Origin of the sequence: Euryhalocaulis sp. (assembly GCF_013911995.1) — a bacterium.
In the GTDB taxonomy this organism is placed as follows: domain Bacteria; phylum Pseudomonadota; class Alphaproteobacteria; order Caulobacterales; family Maricaulaceae; genus Euryhalocaulis; species Euryhalocaulis caribicus.
This window is the reverse complement of record NZ_JACESD010000021.1, coordinates 1-18,320: the sequence shown is the minus strand read 5'-3', so window position 1 is coordinate 18,320 and position 18,320 is coordinate 1. Positions and strand designations below refer to the sequence as shown.

The window sequence follows — 18,320 nt, the reverse complement described above, 5'->3', positions numbered from 1 at the left end:
AGACGTGCCGGATCTCGAAAAATTCCGCGAGGAAGCCCGCGAATGGCTGGAGGCGAACTGCCCGGAAAGCATTCGCAAACCCGTCAGCGGCGAAGACGATATCGTCTGGGGCGGCCGCAACTGGGTCTTTAAATCCGACGACCAGAAAATCTGGCTGGACCGCATGGCCGAACGCGGCTGGACCGTGCCCGAATGGCCGAAAGAATATGGCGGCGGCGGTCTTTCCAAGGAAGAAGCCAAAGTCCTGAAACAGGAAATGGCGCGCATCAAGGCGCCGCCCCCGGTCAACTCCTTCGGCATCTGGATGCTGGGCCCGGCGCTTCTGAAATTCGGCTCCGAGGAACAGAAGCGGGAACATCTGCCCCCGATCTGTCGCGGCGAAATCCGCTGGGCGCAGGGTTATTCCGAACCGGGCGCCGGCTCCGACCTTGCCGCGCTGCAGACCCGCGCAGACGACAAGGGCGATCACTATATCATCAATGGCCAGAAGGTCTGGACCTCCTACGCCGATGAGTGCGACAAGATTTTCTGTTTGGTGCGGACCGATCCATCGGCCCCCAAGCATGAGGGGATCAGCTTCCTGCTGATCGACATGGATCAGCCGGGCGTCACCACCAAGCCGATCCGCCTGATCTCCGGCAAATCACCGTTCTGCGAGACTTTCTTCGACGACGCGACCGCGCCGAAGGAAAACCTTGTCGGCGAGCTCAACAAGGGCTGGACCATCGCCAAATATCTGCTGACCCATGAGCGCGCGATGATCGGCGGCATGGATTCCTCGCAGGTTCTGGGCCGCTCCCCCGGCGAAATCGCCGCCGACACGGTTGGCCGCAACAGCGAGGGCGAGCTGGCCGATTCCTTCCTGCGCTCTGATATTGCGCGCTCGGATGTCGATGGCTGGGCCTTCATGCTGACCATGGAGCGCTACCGGGACAAATCGAAAGCCGGGGAAGGCGTCGGCGCGGCGTCTTCGGGACTGAAATATTACGGCACGGAGCTGAACAAGCGCCGTTACGAACTGTCCATGTCCGCCTCCGGCTTTAACGCCTTGAAGATCGGCGACGGCATCGACTCGGAAGAGGGCGAAATGGCGCGCCGGTGGCTGCGCACCAAGGCCAACTCCATTGAAGGCGGCACGTCCGAAGTGCAGCTCAACATCATTTCCAAACGTATTCTCGAACTTCCGGACGCTTAAGACATGGCTCTTGTACTGAATGAAGATCAGGAAATGCTGCGCGACGCCGCGCGGGGTTTCCTTCGCAGACGCTCGCCCGTTTCCGAGCTGCGCCGCGTGCGCGACGAGCAGGTCGAGGGCGGCTTTTCCCGCGATATCTGGCGTGAAATGGCCGAGCAGGGTTTCGCCGGAGTGCTGGTCTCGGAGGAATATGGCGGCTCCGGCTTCGGCCATGTCGCCGCGGGTCTGATCGCCAATGAAATGGGCCGCACGCTCGCCCCCTCCCCGTTCCTGTCCTCCGCCGTTCTGGGGGCCGCGACGCTGGGCCGGGCCGGAACGGACGGCCAGAAGGGCGAATATCTGCCCGGCATCGCGGGGGGAGAACTGATCACCGCGATGGCGGTCGATGAGGGGGACAAGCACAAGCCCGAACATGTGACCCTGAAAGCCGAAAAATCCGGGAATGGCTTCAAGCTCACCGGCGCCAAGACTTTCGTCGCCGATGGCGGGGCCGCGGATTTGCTGATTGTCTCGGCCCGCACAGCAGGCGCGGACGAGGACCAGCAGGGCGTCACCCTGTTCCTGGTCCCTGCGGACGCCAAAGGCGTGACGATCAACACAACCCCCACGGTCGATAACCGCAACTATGCCGACATCACGCTGGATGGCGTGGAAGTCGATGGCGACGCCGTGCTGGGCGAGGTCGATAACGGCTTTGTCCTGCTGGAATCGGTCCTGAATGCGGGCCGAAGCGTGCTGGCCGCCGAAATGGAGGGGCTGGCCAAAGAGTCCTTCGACATGACGGTGGACTATCTGAAAACTCGCAAGCAGTTCGGCAAGATCATTGGCACGTTCCAGGGGCTGCAGCACCGCGCCGCGCATCTGTGGACAGAGCTGGAGCTGGTTGAATCCGCCGTGCTGAAGGCGCTTCAGACGCTGGACGAAAATTTCGACGGCGCCGGCGCAATCGCCGCGCTGGCCAAGGCCAAGGCGGGTTCCGTAGCGCGTCTGGCCACGCAGGAAGCGATCCAGATGCATGGCGGCATCGGCATGACCGACGAGCACGATATCGGCTTTTACATGAAGCGCGCGCGCGCAGCGGACGAGTTGTTCGGCGACGCCGATTTCCACGCCGGGCGCATCGCCATGCTCCGCGGATACTAGGGAGAATTCAAATGCCCACGATTGACGAAGTTGAAGCCAAGGTCGGCGAGGAAGTCGGCGTTTCGGACTGGATCACGGTCGACCAAGCGCGCATCAACGCCTTTGCCGAGAATACCGGCGACCACCAGTTCATTCATCTCGATCCCGAACGCGCGAAAGCGGAAACGCCCTTCGGCGGGACCATCGCGCACGGCTTCCTGACCCTGTCCCTGCTCAGCCAGATGGGCGGTCAGGCGCTACCCGCGGTCGAGGGCGTGACCTTCGGCGTCAATTACGGGTTCGATTACCTGCGCTTCCTGTAGCCGGTTCCGGCGGGCGGAAAAATACGCGGACGCTTCACCCTGAAATCCCTTGACCGGTCGAAGCCCGGCCAGGCGCGCCTTGTCTATTCCGTCTCTGTCGAGATCGAGGGATCGGACAAGCCGGCGCTGGTCGCCGACTGGGTCACCATGATGGTTCTTGGAGAATAGATTATGAGTATTCGTTTTGATGACCGCGTCGCCATCGTCACCGGCGCGGGCGCCGGGCTTGGCCGCGCGCACGCCCTGGCGCTGGCCGAACGGGGCGCGAAGGTGGTGGTCAATGATTTCGGCGGCGCGCGCGACGGCACCGGCGGCTCCTCCGGACCGGCCGAGGACGTGGCCGAAGAAATCCGCAAAGCCGGCGGCGAGGCCATCTCCAACGGCGCCGACGTCACCGACTATGCCGCCGTCGAAAAGATGGTCGCCGCGGCGATGGATAAATGGGGCCGCGTCGACATTCTGGTGAACAATGCCGGCATCCTGCGCGACAAGACGTTCGTGAAGATGGAGCTGGACGATTTCCGCAAGGTGATCGAGGTGCATCTCATGGGCTCGGTCAACTGCACCAAGGCGGTGTGGGAGATCATGCGCGAGCAGGCCTTCGGCCGCATCGTCATGACGACCTCGTCCTCCGGTCTCTACGGCAATTTCGGACAGTCCAATTACGGCGCGGCGAAGCTGGGCCTGGTCGGCCTGATGAACACGCTGAAACTGGAAGGCCAGAAATACGATATCCGCGTCAATTCCCTGTCCCCGGTCGCCGGCACGCGGATGACCGAAGACCTGATGCCGGAGAACATTCTGGACCTGCTTCAGCCCGAGTCCGTCTCCCCGGCCGTGGTGTTCCTCGCCTCCGACGATGCGCCGAATGGCGCCATCATCGCCGCCGGCGCGGGCGGTTTCTCGCGCGCCTACATCCACGAGACGGAAGGCGTCTACCTGCCTGAAGACAAGCTGGACGGTGATGGCGTGGCCGAGGCGTGGAAGAAAATTTCCGACGAGTCCGGCCAGAAAGCCTATGAGCAAGGCGGCGAACAGTCCGTGAAATTCCTGCAGGCCGCCGCCAAGGACAAAGGGGTGGATCTGGGCGGCGGCTCCTGACGCCGCGCCCGCGCCTTCCTATCTGTTAGACAAGCATTATCCGCTCGACCCGAGCCAAGGAGACTTCCCATGCGTGAAGCCGTCATCGTTTCCACCGCCCGCACGCCGATTGGCAAGGCCTATCGCGGCGCTTTCAACAACACGACCGCCCAGACCCTGGGCGGTCACGCCATCCAGCACGCGGTCGAACGCGCCGGCATTGACCCGGCCGAGGTCGAGGACGTGGTCATCGGCGCGGCCCTGCAGCAAGGCAGCGCCTTCCAGAATGTCGCGCGTCAGGCGCTGGTCCGCGCCGGCCTGCCCACCTCCGTCCCCGGCATGTCGGTGGACCGCCAGTGCGCCAGCGGCATGATGGCCATCGCCACCGCCGCGAAACAGGTTGTTGAGGACAATATGGCCATCGCAATCGGCGGCGGTCTGGAGTCCATCTCCATGAACCAGACCAAGGACATGTTCTTCATTCCCGATCCGTGGCTGCTGGAGAACATGCCGTCCATCTACATGGCGATGATCGAAACCGCCGAGATCGTGGCCGACCGCTATAACATCAGCCGCGAAGCGCAGGATGCGTATTCCCTGCGCAGTCAGCAGCGCACCGCCGCGGCGCAGGAAGCGGGCAAGTTTGACGACGAGATTGTCCCCCTGCCCTCCACGATGAAGGTCAAGGACAAGGAAACCGGCGAAACCAGCGACAAGGACGTTGTTCTGAAAAAGGACGAGGGCAATCGCCCGGAGACGACGCTGGAAGGCCTGGAGGGCCTCAAGCCGGTCTTCGCCGGCGGCCAGAGCGTCAAGGAAGGCCAGTACATCACCGCCGGCAACGCCTCTCAGCTCTCCGACGGCGCCTCCGCCTCGGTTATCATGGAGGCGAAGGAGGCCGAACGCCGCGGACTGGAGCCTCTGGGCGCCTATCGCGGCATGGCGGTCGCCGGGCTGGACCCCGATGAAATGGGCATCGGCCCGGTCTACGCCATCCCGAAGCTGTTGGAGAAGAACGGCCTGAAGATGGACGATATCGGCCTGTGGGAGCTGAACGAGGCGTTTGCCGTCCAGGTCATTTATTGCCGCGACAAGCTGGGCATCCCGGACGAACTTCTGAACGTGAACGGCGGCGCCATCTCGGTCGGCCACCCTTACGGCATGTCGGGCGCGCGCATGGTTGCGCACGCCCTGATCGAAGGGAAACGCCGCGGCGCCAAATATGTCGTCTCCACGATGTGCGTGGGCGGCGGCATGGGCGCTGCGGGCCTGTTCGAAGTCCTCTAGGCTTCGTTTTCTCCGCCTTCATCGCGGCCGCGGGTTTTCCCGACCCCGGTCGCGATGCCAAGCCCCACCAGGATCAGAACGGCGACGCCGATCCAGACCGGGGGCACGCCCAGAAGGTGGGCGCCGATCGCGACGCCCGCGACGAAGATGATGTAACCGATGAGGTAAAGTCCGAAAGTCGACATTGGGCGATCCTTGTTTGGCTGTTTGGCGACAGAAACTGTCCCGCTAGCCGATTGTTCCGAAACAGCTAAAGAAAAGCCCCGGCGCATTGCCGAGGCTTTTCCTGTCTGGGGCCAGTGCCCGATCAGGACGGATTGATATGCAGGTCCATCGTGATTTCAGCATTCAGCAGCTTCGAAACCGGGCAATTTTCCTTGGCCGTGTTCGCCGCCTTCTCGACGGCGTCATCTTCCGCGCCGGAGGCGAAAACCGATACATTCAGATCAACCGCGGTAATGGTGAATCCGCCATCATCGCTGATCAGCTTCACCGACGCCGCGGCGGAGATATTGCTGGCGGCAATGCCCGCCTGCTCCAGCTCGTTAGCCAGCGCCATGGAGAAGCAGCCCGCATGGGCCGCGCCGATCAGTTCTTCCGGGTTCGTGCCCGGCTCGTCCTCGAACCGCGTATTGAATCCGTAGGGCGAGGCGTCCAGGACGCCGCTTTCGGTTGAAATACGGCCCGAGCCATCTTTGAGCGTGCCGGACCAGACAGCAGAACCTGTGCGAGTAGCCATGAGAGTATCCTTTCTGGGTGGCGTTATTCTCGCCCTGAACAACGCACGAAGCGGCAAACCGGTCCCGACAGCCTGACACACCCAAAGAAAAAGCCCCGGCGAAACGCCGGGGCTTTCCTTTGAACAGACCGTGTTCGCGGTAACTACGCGTCCACGTGTTTCGCGTCGGCCTCGTCCAGAACGCCGCGGCGAATCTGGTCCAGCTCGATGGATTCAAACAGCGCCTTGAAGTTGCCCTCGCCGAAGCCTTCATTGCCCTTGCGCTGGATGATCTCGAAGAAAATCGGACCAATCGCGTTCTGGGTGAAGATCTGCAGCAGCAGGCCCTGGTCGTCGGTCGGCGCGCCGTCCACCAGGATATGGTTCTTCATCAGGCGCTCGGTATCCTCGCCATGGTTCGGAATACGCGTCGGAAGCTGCTCGTAATAGGTGTCCGGGGTGGACTGGAACGGCGTATCGGCGCCGCGCAGGTCCTCCACGGTCTGATAGATGTCGTCCGTGCCCAGCGCGATGTGCTGGATGCCTTCGCCGTTATATTCCTTCAGGAATTCCTCGATCTGGGATTTGTCGTCCCGGCTCTCGTTCAGCGGAATGCGGATATTCCCGTCCGGAGACGTCATGGCGCGGGACAGCAGGCCGGTCAGCTTGCCCTCAATGTCGAAATAGCGGATTTCGCGGAAATTGAAGATGTCCTCATAGAAGGATGCCCACTTATCCATATTGCCGCGCAGAACATTGTGCGTCAGATGGTCGATATAGGTGAGGCCCGCGCCGCCCTTGTCCTCTTCCCCCGTGCCTTCGAATGCCTGGGCGAAGAATTCGTCTTCCTTGCCATTCTCGATGAAATAGATCAGCGAACCGCCAATGCCCTTGATGGCCGGCGCGGCGCTGGTCCACAGACCGCCTTCGGCCGCTTCCGCGCCGCGCTCCAGCGCGCCGTCAAAAGCCGCCTGAACATCGTCGACCAGAAAGCCCATGGCGTTCGCGCCCGCCTTGTGGACGTCGCGGAAATCGGCCGCCTGGCCGTCGCCGGAATTGATCAGGAAGCTGATCCGGTTTTGTTTGAAGCGCGTCACCGCGCCGTCCGACGTGCGGCCGACCGGGGTAAACCCGAGGCGCTTGAACAGCTGGCTGAGTTCTTCGGCGTTACCGGTATATTCAACAAACGCGAAGCCGCGCGTGCCGAGATAATTTTCGTGCAGATCGGCCATGGGGGATACCTCCTGTCTTGGCGGAAGCCTCGATTTAGTTTCAAATGAAACTAGTTTCAAGCCGTCCAACCGCTATATGACTGGATCGTCATGCCGGCCTTCAATCTTTCAGCCTTCCTGCCCTACAGGCTTTCCATCCTGTCGAACCGGATCAGCAATGCGATCTCTCGCACCTACAAGGCGCGGTTCGGCCTGACGGTTCCCGAATGGCGCATACTGGCCGTGCTGGGCGACATTCACGCCATGACGGCGCGCGACATCGCCGAGGCGACGGAGATGGACAAGGTCACCGTTTCCCGCGCCACCGCCAAACTGGTCGAACGTGAATTGATCCGGTCAGAAGTCTCGCCCGAAGACGGCCGAAGCCGCCTCCTGCGCCTGTCGGAAACCGGCCAGTCCATCTTCGACGAGGTGACGCCGCTAGCCAAGACCTACGAGGCCAATTTGATGGAAGGCCTGACCGCCGAGGAGCGGGAAACCCTCACCCGGCTGATAGACAAGCTCTATGACCGTATGGACGCGATCCCCGAACCGGACAAATCGGGCAAAGCCTAGCTGCCGCCGTGCTTGCCCACTTCCCAGACCGCGCCCAGCATTTCACTGGCAATATCTTTGGCCGGGCCTTCCAGTGAGGTCGCCATCGTATCGTTCCAGCGATTGAGGAAACCGAACAGAGCGATAACGCCCAGCAATTCCACGATTTCGTCGTCGGTCCAGTGCGCCTTCAGTTCCTGCGCAATCTCGCTATCGACCGCGTTGGGAACAGAGGATGCGGCCAGCGCAAAATCCAGCGCCGCCTTTTCCCTGTCGGTGAATTTGTCGCTGGTCTTGTAGGTCCAGATTTCCCGCAGGCGTTCGTCGTCGGCGCCAAAATTCTTCGCCCCCAGAACCGTATGCGCCTGGCAATAGCGGCAACCGGCGGCCTGACTGGAAATGACCGCCAGCAACCGCTTGAAGTCAGACGGGATCGGCCCGGCCATCGCCGCCTTGTTCATATTGACGAAGGCTTCGGCCAGTCCCGGCTTGCGCTGCATCGTCATGACGCTGTTGGGCGCGAAACCCAGCGTTTTGTTGAAGAATTTATAGAGCTCGTCGAGCTCCGGCGTCGCGGCTTCCGGCTTGGGATCGACCAACGGCATCTTGCATCTCCTGTCCTGGGCGAGTCGACAAGCCGGACCCTAACGCGTTTCCTAGGTTCAACCACTCTGCAATCGGCCCGGCGGGAAATTCCCTATGTTGAAGCTCTATTCCTATTATCGCTCCGGCACGTCCTACCGGGTCCGCATGGCCCTGAATTACAAGGGCGCGGAATACGAGAACGCGCCTGTAAACCTGAAAGACGGCGAACAGCATGGCGAGGCCTATCGCAGGCTGAACCCGCAAGGCCTCCTGCCCGCGCTGGAAATGCCCGGCGGCGTTCTGACCCAGTCACCGGCGATACTGGAATGGATCGAGGAAACCTGGCCCGAGCCCGCGCTGCTGCCGGAAGATCCGTTCCTGCGCGCCAAGGTCCGGGCAATCGCTGCGATTATCGGCTGCGACACCCATCCCATCCAGAATCTGCGCATCCTGCTCTACCTCAAGAATGAACTGGGTCAGCCACAGGAGACCGTGCAGGAATGGGCGCGGCACTGGATTGCGAAGGGTTTTGACGCGGTTGAACCAATGATTGCCGGCACGGTCGGGCCATTCGCGTTCGGCGACACGCCCGGCATGGCGGATATCTATCTGCTGCCGCAGATCTACAACGCCCATCGCTTTGGCGTGGACATGGCGGCCTATCCCCGGATCGCAGGCATCGAGTCAGCCGCGGCGGACGTGGAGGCTTTCGCCGCCGCGCACCCTTCGCGCCAGCCGGACGCGCCGGACGAAGACTAGGCCGCGGCCGGCTCAGGCGCCTTGCGCATAGGCTGGAGTTTTCCATAGGTCAGGGTCCGCCAAAGCCACTCGAACGGGCCGAAACGGAAAGCCGAGAGCCAAAGAACCGAGAACGCCAACTGGAAAATCCAGATCGCCAAGACCAGCTGGAACTGCTGCACACGTTCCCACTCGCCGAAGAATCCAAGCCCCGGCGGGCCTGCAAAGACAAAAAAACCGACGAGCGAATGGGTCAGATAATTCGTCAGGGCCATCTTTCCGACAGCGGCGAACGGCGCGCGCACCCATTTAAGGAACGCAGGGCGGCAGGCCAGCATCACCAGGCAGGCATATCCGAACGAGGTCAGCGGGCTGACCAGGAAATTGACCAGGGCGCCGGGGGCATACTCCGCCGCCGCGAAACCGCTCTCGATATGGTGCATGCCGCCCCACCAGTCCGCCCCGATGCCGACCGGCAGCGTCACTAACGCGCCCGCCATATAGGCCGGAGCGCTCCAGCGGTTGGAGAAAAATCCCCATTTATAGAGGGCCATGCCCCAGACCATGACGCCCAGAAGGCGCGGTCCGAGGAACAGGATCGAGCCGATCTGCGCCTGCAATGCGACCAGAGCGTTTTCGCCCAGACGCTCCAGCCCGCCAGCTTGATGGGCGGCGACCATGTCCGCCACCATCTCTGGCGTGGGCGCGTAGCTGGACTGCAACGCGTCTTCCGGCATGTAGCCCAGCGAGAACAGGAAACCCCACCACAACAGCGCGCCCAGGGCGAAAAGCCCCGCGCCGATCACGAACAGACGCCGCGCGCTGAGGCCGCGCATCATCACGGCGATCATGCCCCAGATGGCATAGGGCGCGAGAATGTCGCCAAACCAGATGATGTAGGCGTGGAGCATGCCGAAAAGCAGCAGCCACAGCATCCGCCGGTAATGTACGCGGACCGCCTGCGGATCCTTGTCCTCCCCCACCATCAGGACGATTCCGGCCCCGAAAAGGGCGGAGAAGATGGTGATGAACTTCATTTCGAAGAAGACGTGCGCGAAAAACCAGACACTCTGGTTCGCGCCGGTGAAATCCAGCTGGATCGTGGGGTTCATGTAGGCCTGCGACACCATCGCAAAGGCCTGCATATTCATCATCAGAATACCGAGAACCGCGACGCCCCGCAGGGCGTCAATCGACTCGATCCGGCTGGCGCGCGGCGCTGAAAGCATGACGGTCACTCCCCTGACCGGCCCGGAATTCAGGCCATTGCTTACGCATTTGTAATCGGCCAATGACCGCAAGTCACTTGAAAGATGGCCGAATTGGAGCAATAAACGGGACAGTTCAGAGAGGGACACAGGTCAGATGGCCGAGCTCTTTACCCAGATATTGCACATGGTCGTGATGATCGCGCTGAGCATTATCGGCGTGGAATACGAGCCTTCGCGCGATGAAAACGAACCCCGCCGCGTCGAAGCGTCGGTGATGCTTTCCCCTGCGCTCTATGCCATCCCGCAAGGCCGCAGCGCGGAATTCGAGTTCGTCGTCAATGGCTGCGACAGCCGTGCAGCCGCCGTTAAATCCTATGACGCCGAAAAGCCTCTTTTCATCGGCGTGACTGGATATCAGTCCTAGAATCCACAGTCATTTTCGGACCTTGCTGCAACGCCCTCGCCCCGCGGGGGCGTTTTCGGTTACAAAGCTCCCCTTGAATTTCTCGGAGGGTCCGCATGGCTGCGAAAGACGCGCCCCGGGACGTCATCGACGTCGAACCGCTTGAATCGCCGGCGAAAGACCGCTCTCTGACGCGCGTCGACGCCGAACCGGCCAAGGATAGCGCCCCGGATACGCCCAAACCTTCGGGCGGCGGATGGATCCTCGTGCTGGGTTTCTGCCTGTCCATCCTGTGGATCGGCGGCGCTTCCGCCTACATTATCGGCTTTTCGGGGATCACCGGCGTCGCGGATCTGTCCCCTGTTCAGATGGCGGGGCTGGGGTTTGTACTGGCCGCGCCGGCGCTTTTCATCATCCTGGCGGCGCTGGCGGCGCGGCAAATGGCCCGGTTCGGCGCGCAGGCCCGCGCGGTGGAGCTGGCCTCAGCCCGGCTTTTGAGCCCGGCGGACGCGGCGGAGGGCCAGGCGCGCACACTGGCTGACGCTGTCAGCGGCGAAATTGGACGCATCAACAAGGCAATGGAGTCCGCCCTGGCCCGGTTGGGGGCGATCGAGGAAGTGCTTCGCCACCATAGCGATGCGATTCAGGACGCCGCCACCAATGCTTCTGAACGCTCTCAAGTGCTGATTGGCGATCTGAAAGCGGAACGGACCGCCCTGTCCGAGCTCGCCGATACGCTGGATGCGAAGGCGAAGGCGGTCGCGGACGCCATATCAGAACAATCAAACATGGTCGCACGCGCCGCGGAACTGGCGGAAAGCGCCGCGGCGGAAGGCGAAACCACGCTCAGCGAGGCGGCAAAATCCCTGCTGGACGCCGCCGAAACCACGCTGAAACGCACGACAGAGGCCGGAAATTCGCTCGAAAGCGGCCGTTCGCGGCTGCTGGATCTGTCGGAATCGCTCCAGAAACAGCGCGAAACGCTCGATAAAACCTATTCCGATCACCGCTCACACCTCGATTCCGCTTCGGAATCGCTGCGCAAGGAGCAGGACAAGATCGCCGCATCGCTGGATTTCCACCGCGCGGAACTGGATTCCCTTACGCGGATCGCCCGCAAAGGCGCCCAGGAATTGCGCGACGCCACAGAATCTGGCGGCGGAGCCATGCAGGGCGCGGTCGAAACCGCCATCGAACAGGCCCAGCGATTTACCGATATCGTACGCAGCCGCACGCGGGAGGCCGCGGATTATTCCAAGGAAGAGCTGGAAAGGCTGAATTCCGCTGCGGATCGCGCCCGCCAGGCCAGCGAGGAAGCCCGCGACGCCCTGCGTCAGCAGGCCGATGATCTGCGCGCCCAGATCGAAAAACTCAATGAATCGACCTTTGAGGCGGCCACGCGCACCGACGCGGCGCTGCAGCGTCAGCTCGATGACGCCGCCAAGGCGGTAGAGCGCGTCTCATCCATGTCGGATGAGGCGGACCATGCGCTCGCCAAACGGTTCGACGCGTCCATGGAAGCCTGGCACGGGCGCGTGGAGGAGCTGGAAAACCGCTTTGCCGCGATGCAGGTCTCGCTGGACGCCTTCCCCAATTCGGCCCGCCAGCGCGTCACCGAACTGGAAGAGACGGTCAAAGCCGGTATTGAATCGCTCAACAAGGCGGCCCGGGCGTCAGCCGAAGACGCTAAGGATATCGACTTCGCTCTGCAGGCCCGTATGCGCCAGAACTACGAGCTTCTCAGCGAATTCGTGTTGCGCATGGGTTCTGTCGCCGGCGGTTCGCGGCCGCCGGAGGCGCGCGACGACAATCTGCCCGATCCGCTTTCCCGTGCGCCAAGCGGCGCGCCCGGCCCGGACCCCGCCGCCGGCGACCGCGCCTGGCGCTGGCGGGACCTGGTGTCCGACCTGCGGGAGCGTGAAGCCCCTGCGGCCCCGTCGGAACAGCGGCCGCTGGACGCCTCCGACGTGCACGATGAGGTGGTCCGCAAAGCCGTATCCGCCCGCCGCACCAGCGGCATCGGAGCGATGCGGGAAGCCGTCAGCAACGCCATGGAAGGCCGGATTGAAGAGTTGCAGGCGCGCATGGAGCGTCAGTCCGAGCTAAAGACCGAGGCGCGGCGGCTGGTGGATGAACTGGAGCCCGAAATTTCCCGCGCAGCGCGTCAGGATGAGGCCGCGGCGCTGGAATCCTTGCTGAGTGACGAGCGTGGCCGCGCCTACTTGCTGGCCTCTGCGGCGTTGGGCGACGCCTGAGAAATCTCTTCCGCCGTCCAGGCGATCAACTCTCCGTTCACCTGCCCCATCGCCGCGTTAAACGCCTGCACGATTTCCCCGACACGATTGGTCGAGGCGCGGCTTTCCGCCTCAAAGCGGCGCGAAGCCAGAAGGTCGCGACCCTTGGTCTTCACAAGGCGCGCGGTGATGGAAACATCCGCCACGGGGGCAGACTCCATTCCGTTGCGGTAGTCCGCTTCGAAACGGTGAATTTCCAGGGCAAGTTCATAATCGGCAGAGATGCCGTCCCTGGGACGCGCAGCCAGGAAAGCGCCGTCCGTATCCTGTAATTCCTCGATCACGGCGTTCTGGATCAGCCCCGGCGTCGCCTCTACCCAACGCACGCCCGAGGCATAGGCCAGCGTGGCGTCGCTTTGCTGGATCGCAATCGTGTCCCCGCCCAGTGCGCGCGGAGCGTCCGGCCGCGAAACCAGCACCGCGACCGGCGTCTCGTGATTTTGCACCATGACCGCCGGCGCCGACCCGGCCGGCTCCAGCCGATAGAAAGCTGAAGGCTCCGCCTCAGGGAAAATCAGCGACGAGCAACCGCCAAGAAGCGCGGCGCAAGCGAAAGGCAGAAGTACTCTCATCGGGGGATTTCCACCTCTTTCTTGGGCGAGCCGGCGATGAAGCTGGACGGATTTTCCTCAAATTCCCCGACCATCCGGTCAAGGGATTCCGTCAAGCGCCGAAGGTCGGACATAAGACGGCTGACCTGGGCCGTGCTTGTGCCCGTGAATTCATTCAGGGTCGCGTCCGCGCTATTGGCGAAATCGCCGACTTCCTTGGCCGTGTTCTGAATTTCAGCAGCAGCGGCTTCAATATCGGCAATGGCGTCACGCACGTCGCTATTGAGCACGTCATCGCCGGACTCGGCGATTTTCGTGATGCTGTCAGCGGCCTGTTCCAGCTTGGTGATGGCCGAGGCCGTGCGCTCGAACAGATCCTTGTTCGCCCTGATCTCGTCGGTCACTTCGCGAATATTGGTCATGGTGCGGGAGAATTCATCGACATTCTCCTCGCTCAGAATGTCCTGAACGCGCTGCAGGGTTTTCTCCGCCTCGTTCATCACGCCTTCGGCATTGGCGACAAAGCCTTCCAGCGGACTTTCCTTGGCGAAAATGACCGGCGGCGGCCCGCGTCCCGCCTTGCGATGGAGCGTCGGTTCGTCCGGAGTGCCGCCCGTGATCTGGATATACGCCACGCCGGTCAGGCCCTGCGGCTCGATCTGGGCGACGGAATCTTCCTTCACAGGGGTCAGGGCGTCGACACGGATGCGGGCAATGACCCGGTTGGGGTTGCTGGGATCCAGCCCCAGACGCGTCACCTCGCCCACCTTGATGCCGTTGAAGCGCACCTCGCTGGAATCGCTCAGGCCGCGAACCGGGCCGGTGAACACGACATCGTATTCAACGGTTTCCTGATCGAACGAATATTTCCCCAGCCACACGACAAACAGCGCCACCGCGAGTGACATTACAATCACTACGGCGCCGACAAGGGCGTAATGCGCTCTCGTTTCCACTGGTTAGTTCGCTCCTGATCGTCCCGTCTACAAGACTAGCCGCGCGATTTCGTTCCGTCACGCACGCGAAGCGCGTCCGCGGGGACCGTTGAAATATTCATTGATCCAAGGATGGTCGTTATGAACCAGCTCGCCGGGCGGCGCTACGGCGACGATTTTCTTGTCGGCCAGAACCGCAACGCGGTCACAAACCGCGAAAAGGCTGTCCAGATCATGGGTCACCATCAGAACCGTAAGATCCAGCGTATCGCTGAGGTCATTGATCAATTCGTCAAACGCCGTCGCCCCGATCGGGTCCAGTCCGGCTGTCGGTTCATCCAGAAAGATCAGATCGGGATCCAGCGCCAGCGCCCGGGCAAGCCCGGCGCGTTTGCGCATGCCGCCGGAAAGGTCGGAGGGCTGCTTGTTGCAGGCCTCGCTGCTGAGTCCGACCATGGAAATCTTCATCATCGCCAGGTCGTCCATGACATCTTCGGGCAGATCCGCGTGCTCGCGCAGGGGCACTTTCACGTTTTCGAGAACCGTGAGTTGGGAAAATAGAGCGCCGGCCTGGAAGAGCACGCCGCGCTTGCGTTCGATGCGCGTGCGGTCGGCGCTTTTCAGATCATGAATGTCCTTTCCGAATACGGAAATTTTGCCCGAAGTCGGCCGGTCCAGATCCAGAATTTCATTCAGCAGCACAGACTTGCCGGAGCCCGAGCCCCCGACGAGTCCCATGATCTCCCCCCGCTCGACCGACAGGTCGACGCCGTCATGCACCACATGATCGCCAAACACGGTCCGCACGCCGCGGACTTCAATGACCGGTTCGTCGCTCACACGCCCATCTCCAGGTACAGAAGCGCGAAAATTGCGTCGATCACCACGACCGCGAAAATGGATTGCACGACGGAAGCCGTGGTGCGTTTCCCGAGCGATTCAACGCTGCCCCCCACATTCAGCCCCTGACGGCAGCCGATCACGGCGATGACGATTGCAAAAACCGGCGCCTTGGCGATGCCCGCCCAGAAATGGCCAATGGCCGTGGTGTCGTACATCCGGCTGATGAAGTAGCCGGGCGAAAATCCCAGATCCCACCAGACCACCATCATGCCGCCGAAAATGCCCATCAGCATCGCCACAAAGGTCAGCAGCGGCATCATGATCAGGATGGCGATCAGGCGCGGGATGACCAGAACGATGTAGGGGTCCAGCCCCATGACGCGCATGGCGTCGATTTCCTGTTGCATACGCATGGCGCCGATTTGCGCCGTGAAGGCCGAATCCGATCGCCCGGCCAGCAGGATGGCGGTGATGATGACGCCGAATTCGCGGAGAATGGAAATCGAAACAAGCTCGACCGTGAAGACCGACGCCCCGAAGAGCGCCAACTGGTTGGCGCCGATAAACGCCACCACCGCGCCGATAAAAAAGGCCAGGGTCGCGACGATGGGCAGGGCGTTCAGCCCCGCCTGCTCCATGACGTGAACGGTCGAGGTCCAGCGTATCTTTTCCGGATGGGCCAGCAGCTTGCCGAACGTGACCACGGTGCGGCCAAAGAAAACCAGCGTGTCGTAGGTTTCGCGAAACGCGGTGACCAGCGCCTGCCCCGTGCGCTCGAACAGTTCCACCAGCCCCGGGCCGGAATGCGGTTTTTCGCATCCCTCGCCATGATGCTCCAGCGCCTCGTTGATCAGGCGTTCGGCGTAAGGGTGGTCCCCTTCGACCCTGTAAGTTTCAGCATGTTCGGAAGGGCGCCCGAGCATCAGCGCGCCGGACGTATCCATCCGGCCCAGTTCGGAAACATTGATAACATATTCCCGAACCTCGCCATGCTCGGCGGCATGGTCGATATCGCCGATGACCTCGCGGATTGTGCGCACGGTCCAGTCGCCCGTGGGACGCACCCTCAGGACCCCGTCTTCCGACTCGATGCTTACGCCGGTATCGTCACCCAAGGTCAGGCGCCTCCTCGCGCTCCTCTCACAACGAACCGGCGGCGGCCCGAATCGTCAAGTAAAAGACTTCGCATGGATATTAGCATTCATCATGAGAGCTGGCCGATCCGCGGCGCATTCCGGATTTCGCGCGGATCGAAAACCACCGCCGAGGTGATTGTCGCCGAAATTTCGGACAGCGCCGCCACGGGCCGCGGCGAGGCCGTGCCCTATGCGCGTTACGGTGAAACAATCGAAGAAAGCCTGTCGTTGGCGCGGGAGGCCGCAAGGGCGTTGCGCGCGGGCGCGACCGCCCGCGACCTGCCGGACTCCCTGCCCGCCGGGGCGGCGCGCTCTGTGCTGGACTGCGCGCTGTGGGATCTGGCCGCGAAGCGGGACGGGCTGGACATAGGCGCGGCGTTCGCTGCGCGGCTTGCGGTAGAAACGCCGCCGCGCGGATCGCTGGAGACGGCTTTCACGATCAGCCTGGATACGCCGGAAGCCATGGCGCGCGCGGCCGCAGAGGCGGCGGAACGGCCCTTGCTGAAGGTGAAGCTGGGCGATCCCGCCCTTGATGTGGCCCGCATGGAAGCCATCCGGGCGTCGCGCCCGGAGGCGCGCCTGATCGCCGACGCCAATGAGGGCTGGAGCCTGGACTTTCTGAAAGGGTCGGCGGCCGCGCTGGCGGCGCTGGACGTTGCCTTGATCGAGCAGCCTTTGCCGGCCGGTGAGGATGAGGGCCTGGCCTGCTGGGACAGCCCCATCGTGATCTGCGCCGACGAATCCCTGCATGTCGCCGCCGATCTGGACGGCATTGCGGGGCGCTATGGCGCGATCAATGTGAAGCTGGACAAGACGGGCGGGGTCAGCGCCGCGCTGGAGCTGATCGGGGCGGCGCGGAAACGCAATCTGCAGGTCATGCTGGGCTGCATGGTCGGCACGTCCCTGGCTATGGCGCCGGCCTGCCGTCTGGCGGAGGCCTGTGGCGCGGAGTTCGTGGATCTCGACGGGCCGCTCTTGCTGGCGCGGGACCGGGAGCCCGGACTGATCTATCAGGGCGGCGTCATCGCGCCCTGCCCGTCAGAACTCTGGGGCTAAAAACGCAGCCCGGAGGACAAAATCCGGACCCTGCCGCTTGGAACCGCGCCGCCGGGCCGCTAGCTTTGACGTTCACGTTCCCGTTAGTCCCCGGATCATGCTCAAACGCGCCGAAACAGCCGAACAGTCCACGAAACTCGACGGCGACGCGCCGCTGCGTATCCTGATCGCCGGGTATCGGTCGCACCCCTATGTCGGCGGCCAGGGCGTTTATGTGCGTGAGCTGTCGCAGGCGCTGGCCGACGCCGGGCACGAGGTTCACGTCGCCTCCGGCCCGCCCTACCCGCATCTGGATCCGCGCGTGCGTTTGATCCGCCTGCCCTCGCTTGACCTGTTCTCGGAAAAAAACGCGCTGTTTGCGTTGCGGCCGCGCCATTTGAGACGGCTGGCCGATATTTCTGAATATGTTTCGCACAACACGGGCGGTTTCGGAGAGATGCATGCGTTTGGCCTGCGTCTGCAGCATTATCTGGACGCCAATCCCGGCCGCTATGACGTGATCCACGACAATCAGAGCTTTTCTCAGCCCCTGCTGGCCATTGCGCGGCGGCATGCGCCGGTCGTGGCGACCTTGCACCACCCCATTACCCGCGACCTGCAACTGGCGCTGGACCGCGCGCCCGGCATGTTCTCCCGCCTGTTGCTGAAGCGCTGGCACGCCTTTGTGAAAACGCAGACGCGCGTGGCGCGCGCCCTGCCGCATATATTGACCGTCTCGGAGACCTCGAAGCGCGCGTCCATAGAGGATTTCGGGTTACGCGCCGATCAGCTTCACGTCAGCCATAACGGCGTGGATCATGACGTGTTTTGCCCGGCGCGTGATGCGGCGTTCGAGCCCGGCCTGATCGTGACGGCGGCCAGCGCCGACACGCCTTTGAAAGGCCTGGAGCACCTGATCCGCGCCTTGCCTGACGTTCTGGAACGCCGGCCGGACGCCCGCCTGACGGTGATCGGCCGGCTGCGGGAAGGGCCCGCAAAAAAAGCCATGGAAGCTCTGGGACTGGAGCAAAGGATCGATTTCGTCTCCGGACTGGAGACAGCGGAGGTCGCCGATCTGTACAGGAGGGCGCATGTGGT

General features: G+C 62.7%; 19 protein-coding genes and 1 pseudogene. 11 read left to right on the top strand and 9 right to left on the bottom strand.

Features of this window, described 5'->3' with window-relative positions:
• The first annotated feature begins 4 nt into the window (after positions 1-4).
• The 5 genes and pseudogenes from H2040_RS07415 (at position 5) to H2040_RS07395 (ending at position 5,007) form a co-directional block, all read left to right on the top strand.
• The gene (locus tag H2040_RS07415) at positions 5-1,195 is read left to right on the top strand and encodes an acyl-CoA dehydrogenase family protein (protein ID WP_287156434.1); all 1,191 of its coding nucleotides are present in this window, start codon (positions 5-7) and stop codon (positions 1,193-1,195) included.
• A gap of 3 nt (positions 1,196-1,198) precedes the next feature.
• Positions 1,199-2,338, top strand: coding sequence for an acyl-CoA dehydrogenase family protein (locus H2040_RS07410; RefSeq protein ID WP_287156432.1), 1,140 nt, complete (start codon positions 1,199-1,201; stop codon positions 2,336-2,338).
• A gap of 11 nt (positions 2,339-2,349) precedes the next feature.
• Positions 2,350-2,808 (top strand): annotated as a pseudogene (locus H2040_RS14300) (MaoC family dehydratase).
• Between the two features lie 3 nt (positions 2,809-2,811).
• The gene (locus H2040_RS07400; protein WP_287156430.1) at positions 2,812-3,741 is read left to right on the top strand and encodes an SDR family NAD(P)-dependent oxidoreductase; all 930 of its coding nucleotides are present in this window, start codon (positions 2,812-2,814) and stop codon (positions 3,739-3,741) included.
• Positions 3,742-3,810: 69 nt separating this feature from the next.
• The gene (locus H2040_RS07395) at positions 3,811-5,007 is read left to right on the top strand and encodes an acetyl-CoA C-acyltransferase (RefSeq protein ID WP_287156424.1); all 1,197 of its coding nucleotides are present in this window, start codon (positions 3,811-3,813) and stop codon (positions 5,005-5,007) included.
• Here H2040_RS07395 and H2040_RS07390 read toward each other — a convergent pair.
• The 3 genes from H2040_RS07390 to hppD form a co-directional block, all read right to left on the bottom strand.
• Positions 5,004-5,192 carry a hypothetical protein gene (locus tag H2040_RS07390; RefSeq protein WP_022696551.1) on the bottom strand — a complete coding sequence of 63 codons (189 nt, stop codon included), beginning with the start codon at positions 5,190-5,192 and terminating at the stop codon, positions 5,004-5,006. The genes H2040_RS07395 and H2040_RS07390 overlap by 4 nt on opposite strands.
• A 122-nt stretch (positions 5,193-5,314) precedes the next feature.
• A complete protein-coding gene (locus H2040_RS07385) occupies positions 5,315-5,746 on the bottom strand; it encodes an OsmC family protein (protein WP_287156417.1) in 432 nt (143 codons plus the stop codon).
• A gap of 143 nt (positions 5,747-5,889) precedes the next feature.
• Complete coding sequence (hppD, locus tag H2040_RS07380) at positions 5,890-6,957, bottom strand: 4-hydroxyphenylpyruvate dioxygenase (protein ID WP_022696549.1); 1,068 nt, start codon at positions 6,955-6,957, stop codon at positions 5,890-5,892.
• A gap of 90 nt (positions 6,958-7,047) precedes the next feature.
• Between hppD and H2040_RS07375 the strand changes: the two genes are divergently transcribed.
• Positions 7,048-7,512, top strand: coding sequence for a MarR family winged helix-turn-helix transcriptional regulator (locus H2040_RS07375; protein ID WP_022696548.1), 465 nt, complete (start codon positions 7,048-7,050; stop codon positions 7,510-7,512).
• Here the strand turns inward: H2040_RS07375 and H2040_RS07370 are convergent.
• Positions 7,509-8,096, bottom strand: coding sequence for a carboxymuconolactone decarboxylase family protein (locus tag H2040_RS07370; protein ID WP_287156411.1), 588 nt, complete (start codon positions 8,094-8,096; stop codon positions 7,509-7,511). The genes H2040_RS07375 and H2040_RS07370 overlap by 4 nt on opposite strands.
• A gap of 97 nt (positions 8,097-8,193) precedes the next feature.
• On the opposite strand from H2040_RS07370, the gene maiA reads away from it, so the two are divergent.
• Positions 8,194-8,835, top strand: coding sequence for a maleylacetoacetate isomerase (gene maiA, locus H2040_RS07365; RefSeq protein WP_353844815.1), 642 nt, complete (start codon positions 8,194-8,196; stop codon positions 8,833-8,835).
• Here maiA and H2040_RS07360 read toward each other — a convergent pair.
• Positions 8,832-10,043 (bottom strand): DUF418 domain-containing protein, encoded by a 1,212-nt coding sequence (locus H2040_RS07360; protein WP_287156409.1) that lies wholly within the window; start codon positions 10,041-10,043, stop codon positions 8,832-8,834. The genes maiA and H2040_RS07360 overlap by 4 nt on opposite strands.
• A gap of 136 nt (positions 10,044-10,179) precedes the next feature.
• Between H2040_RS07360 and H2040_RS07355 the strand changes: the two genes are divergently transcribed.
• Positions 10,180-10,449, top strand: coding sequence for a hypothetical protein (locus H2040_RS07355; protein ID WP_287156407.1), 270 nt, complete (start codon positions 10,180-10,182; stop codon positions 10,447-10,449).
• A gap of 95 nt (positions 10,450-10,544) precedes the next feature.
• Positions 10,545-12,683, top strand: a complete 2,139-nt coding sequence (locus H2040_RS07350; protein WP_287156405.1) for a coiled-coil domain-containing protein — start codon at positions 10,545-10,547, stop codon at positions 12,681-12,683.
• Here H2040_RS07350 and H2040_RS07345 read toward each other — a convergent pair.
• From H2040_RS07345 to H2040_RS07330, 4 genes are read right to left on the bottom strand one after another with little or no spacing between them, the layout of a single operon-like run.
• A complete protein-coding gene (locus H2040_RS07345) occupies positions 12,647-13,294 on the bottom strand; it encodes an ABC-type transport auxiliary lipoprotein family protein (protein WP_287156404.1) in 648 nt (215 codons plus the stop codon). The two genes, H2040_RS07350 and H2040_RS07345, sit on opposite strands and share 37 nt — an antisense overlap.
• Positions 13,291-14,229, bottom strand: coding sequence for an MlaD family protein (locus H2040_RS07340; protein ID WP_022696541.1), 939 nt, complete (start codon positions 14,227-14,229; stop codon positions 13,291-13,293). Before H2040_RS07340 ends, H2040_RS07345 begins: the two co-directional genes overlap by 4 nt.
• Before the next feature lie 57 nt (positions 14,230-14,286).
• Entirely contained in the window at positions 14,287-15,048 is a 762-nt protein-coding gene (locus tag H2040_RS07335) for an ABC transporter ATP-binding protein (protein WP_287156401.1), read from the bottom strand.
• Positions 15,045-16,166 (bottom strand): MlaE family ABC transporter permease, encoded by a 1,122-nt coding sequence (locus tag H2040_RS07330; RefSeq protein WP_287156400.1) that lies wholly within the window; start codon positions 16,164-16,166, stop codon positions 15,045-15,047. Before H2040_RS07330 ends, H2040_RS07335 begins: the two co-directional genes overlap by 4 nt.
• 72 nt (positions 16,167-16,238) lie before the next feature.
• Between H2040_RS07330 and dgcA the strand changes: the two genes are divergently transcribed.
• Positions 16,239-17,243 (top strand): N-acetyl-D-Glu racemase DgcA, encoded by a 1,005-nt coding sequence (gene dgcA, locus H2040_RS07325; protein ID WP_287156399.1) that lies wholly within the window; start codon positions 16,239-16,241, stop codon positions 17,241-17,243.
• A gap of 97 nt (positions 17,244-17,340) precedes the next feature.
• Positions 17,341-18,320 (top strand): glycosyltransferase family 4 protein (locus tag H2040_RS07320; protein ID WP_287156398.1); only part of this gene is annotated, 980 nt, incomplete at its 3' end.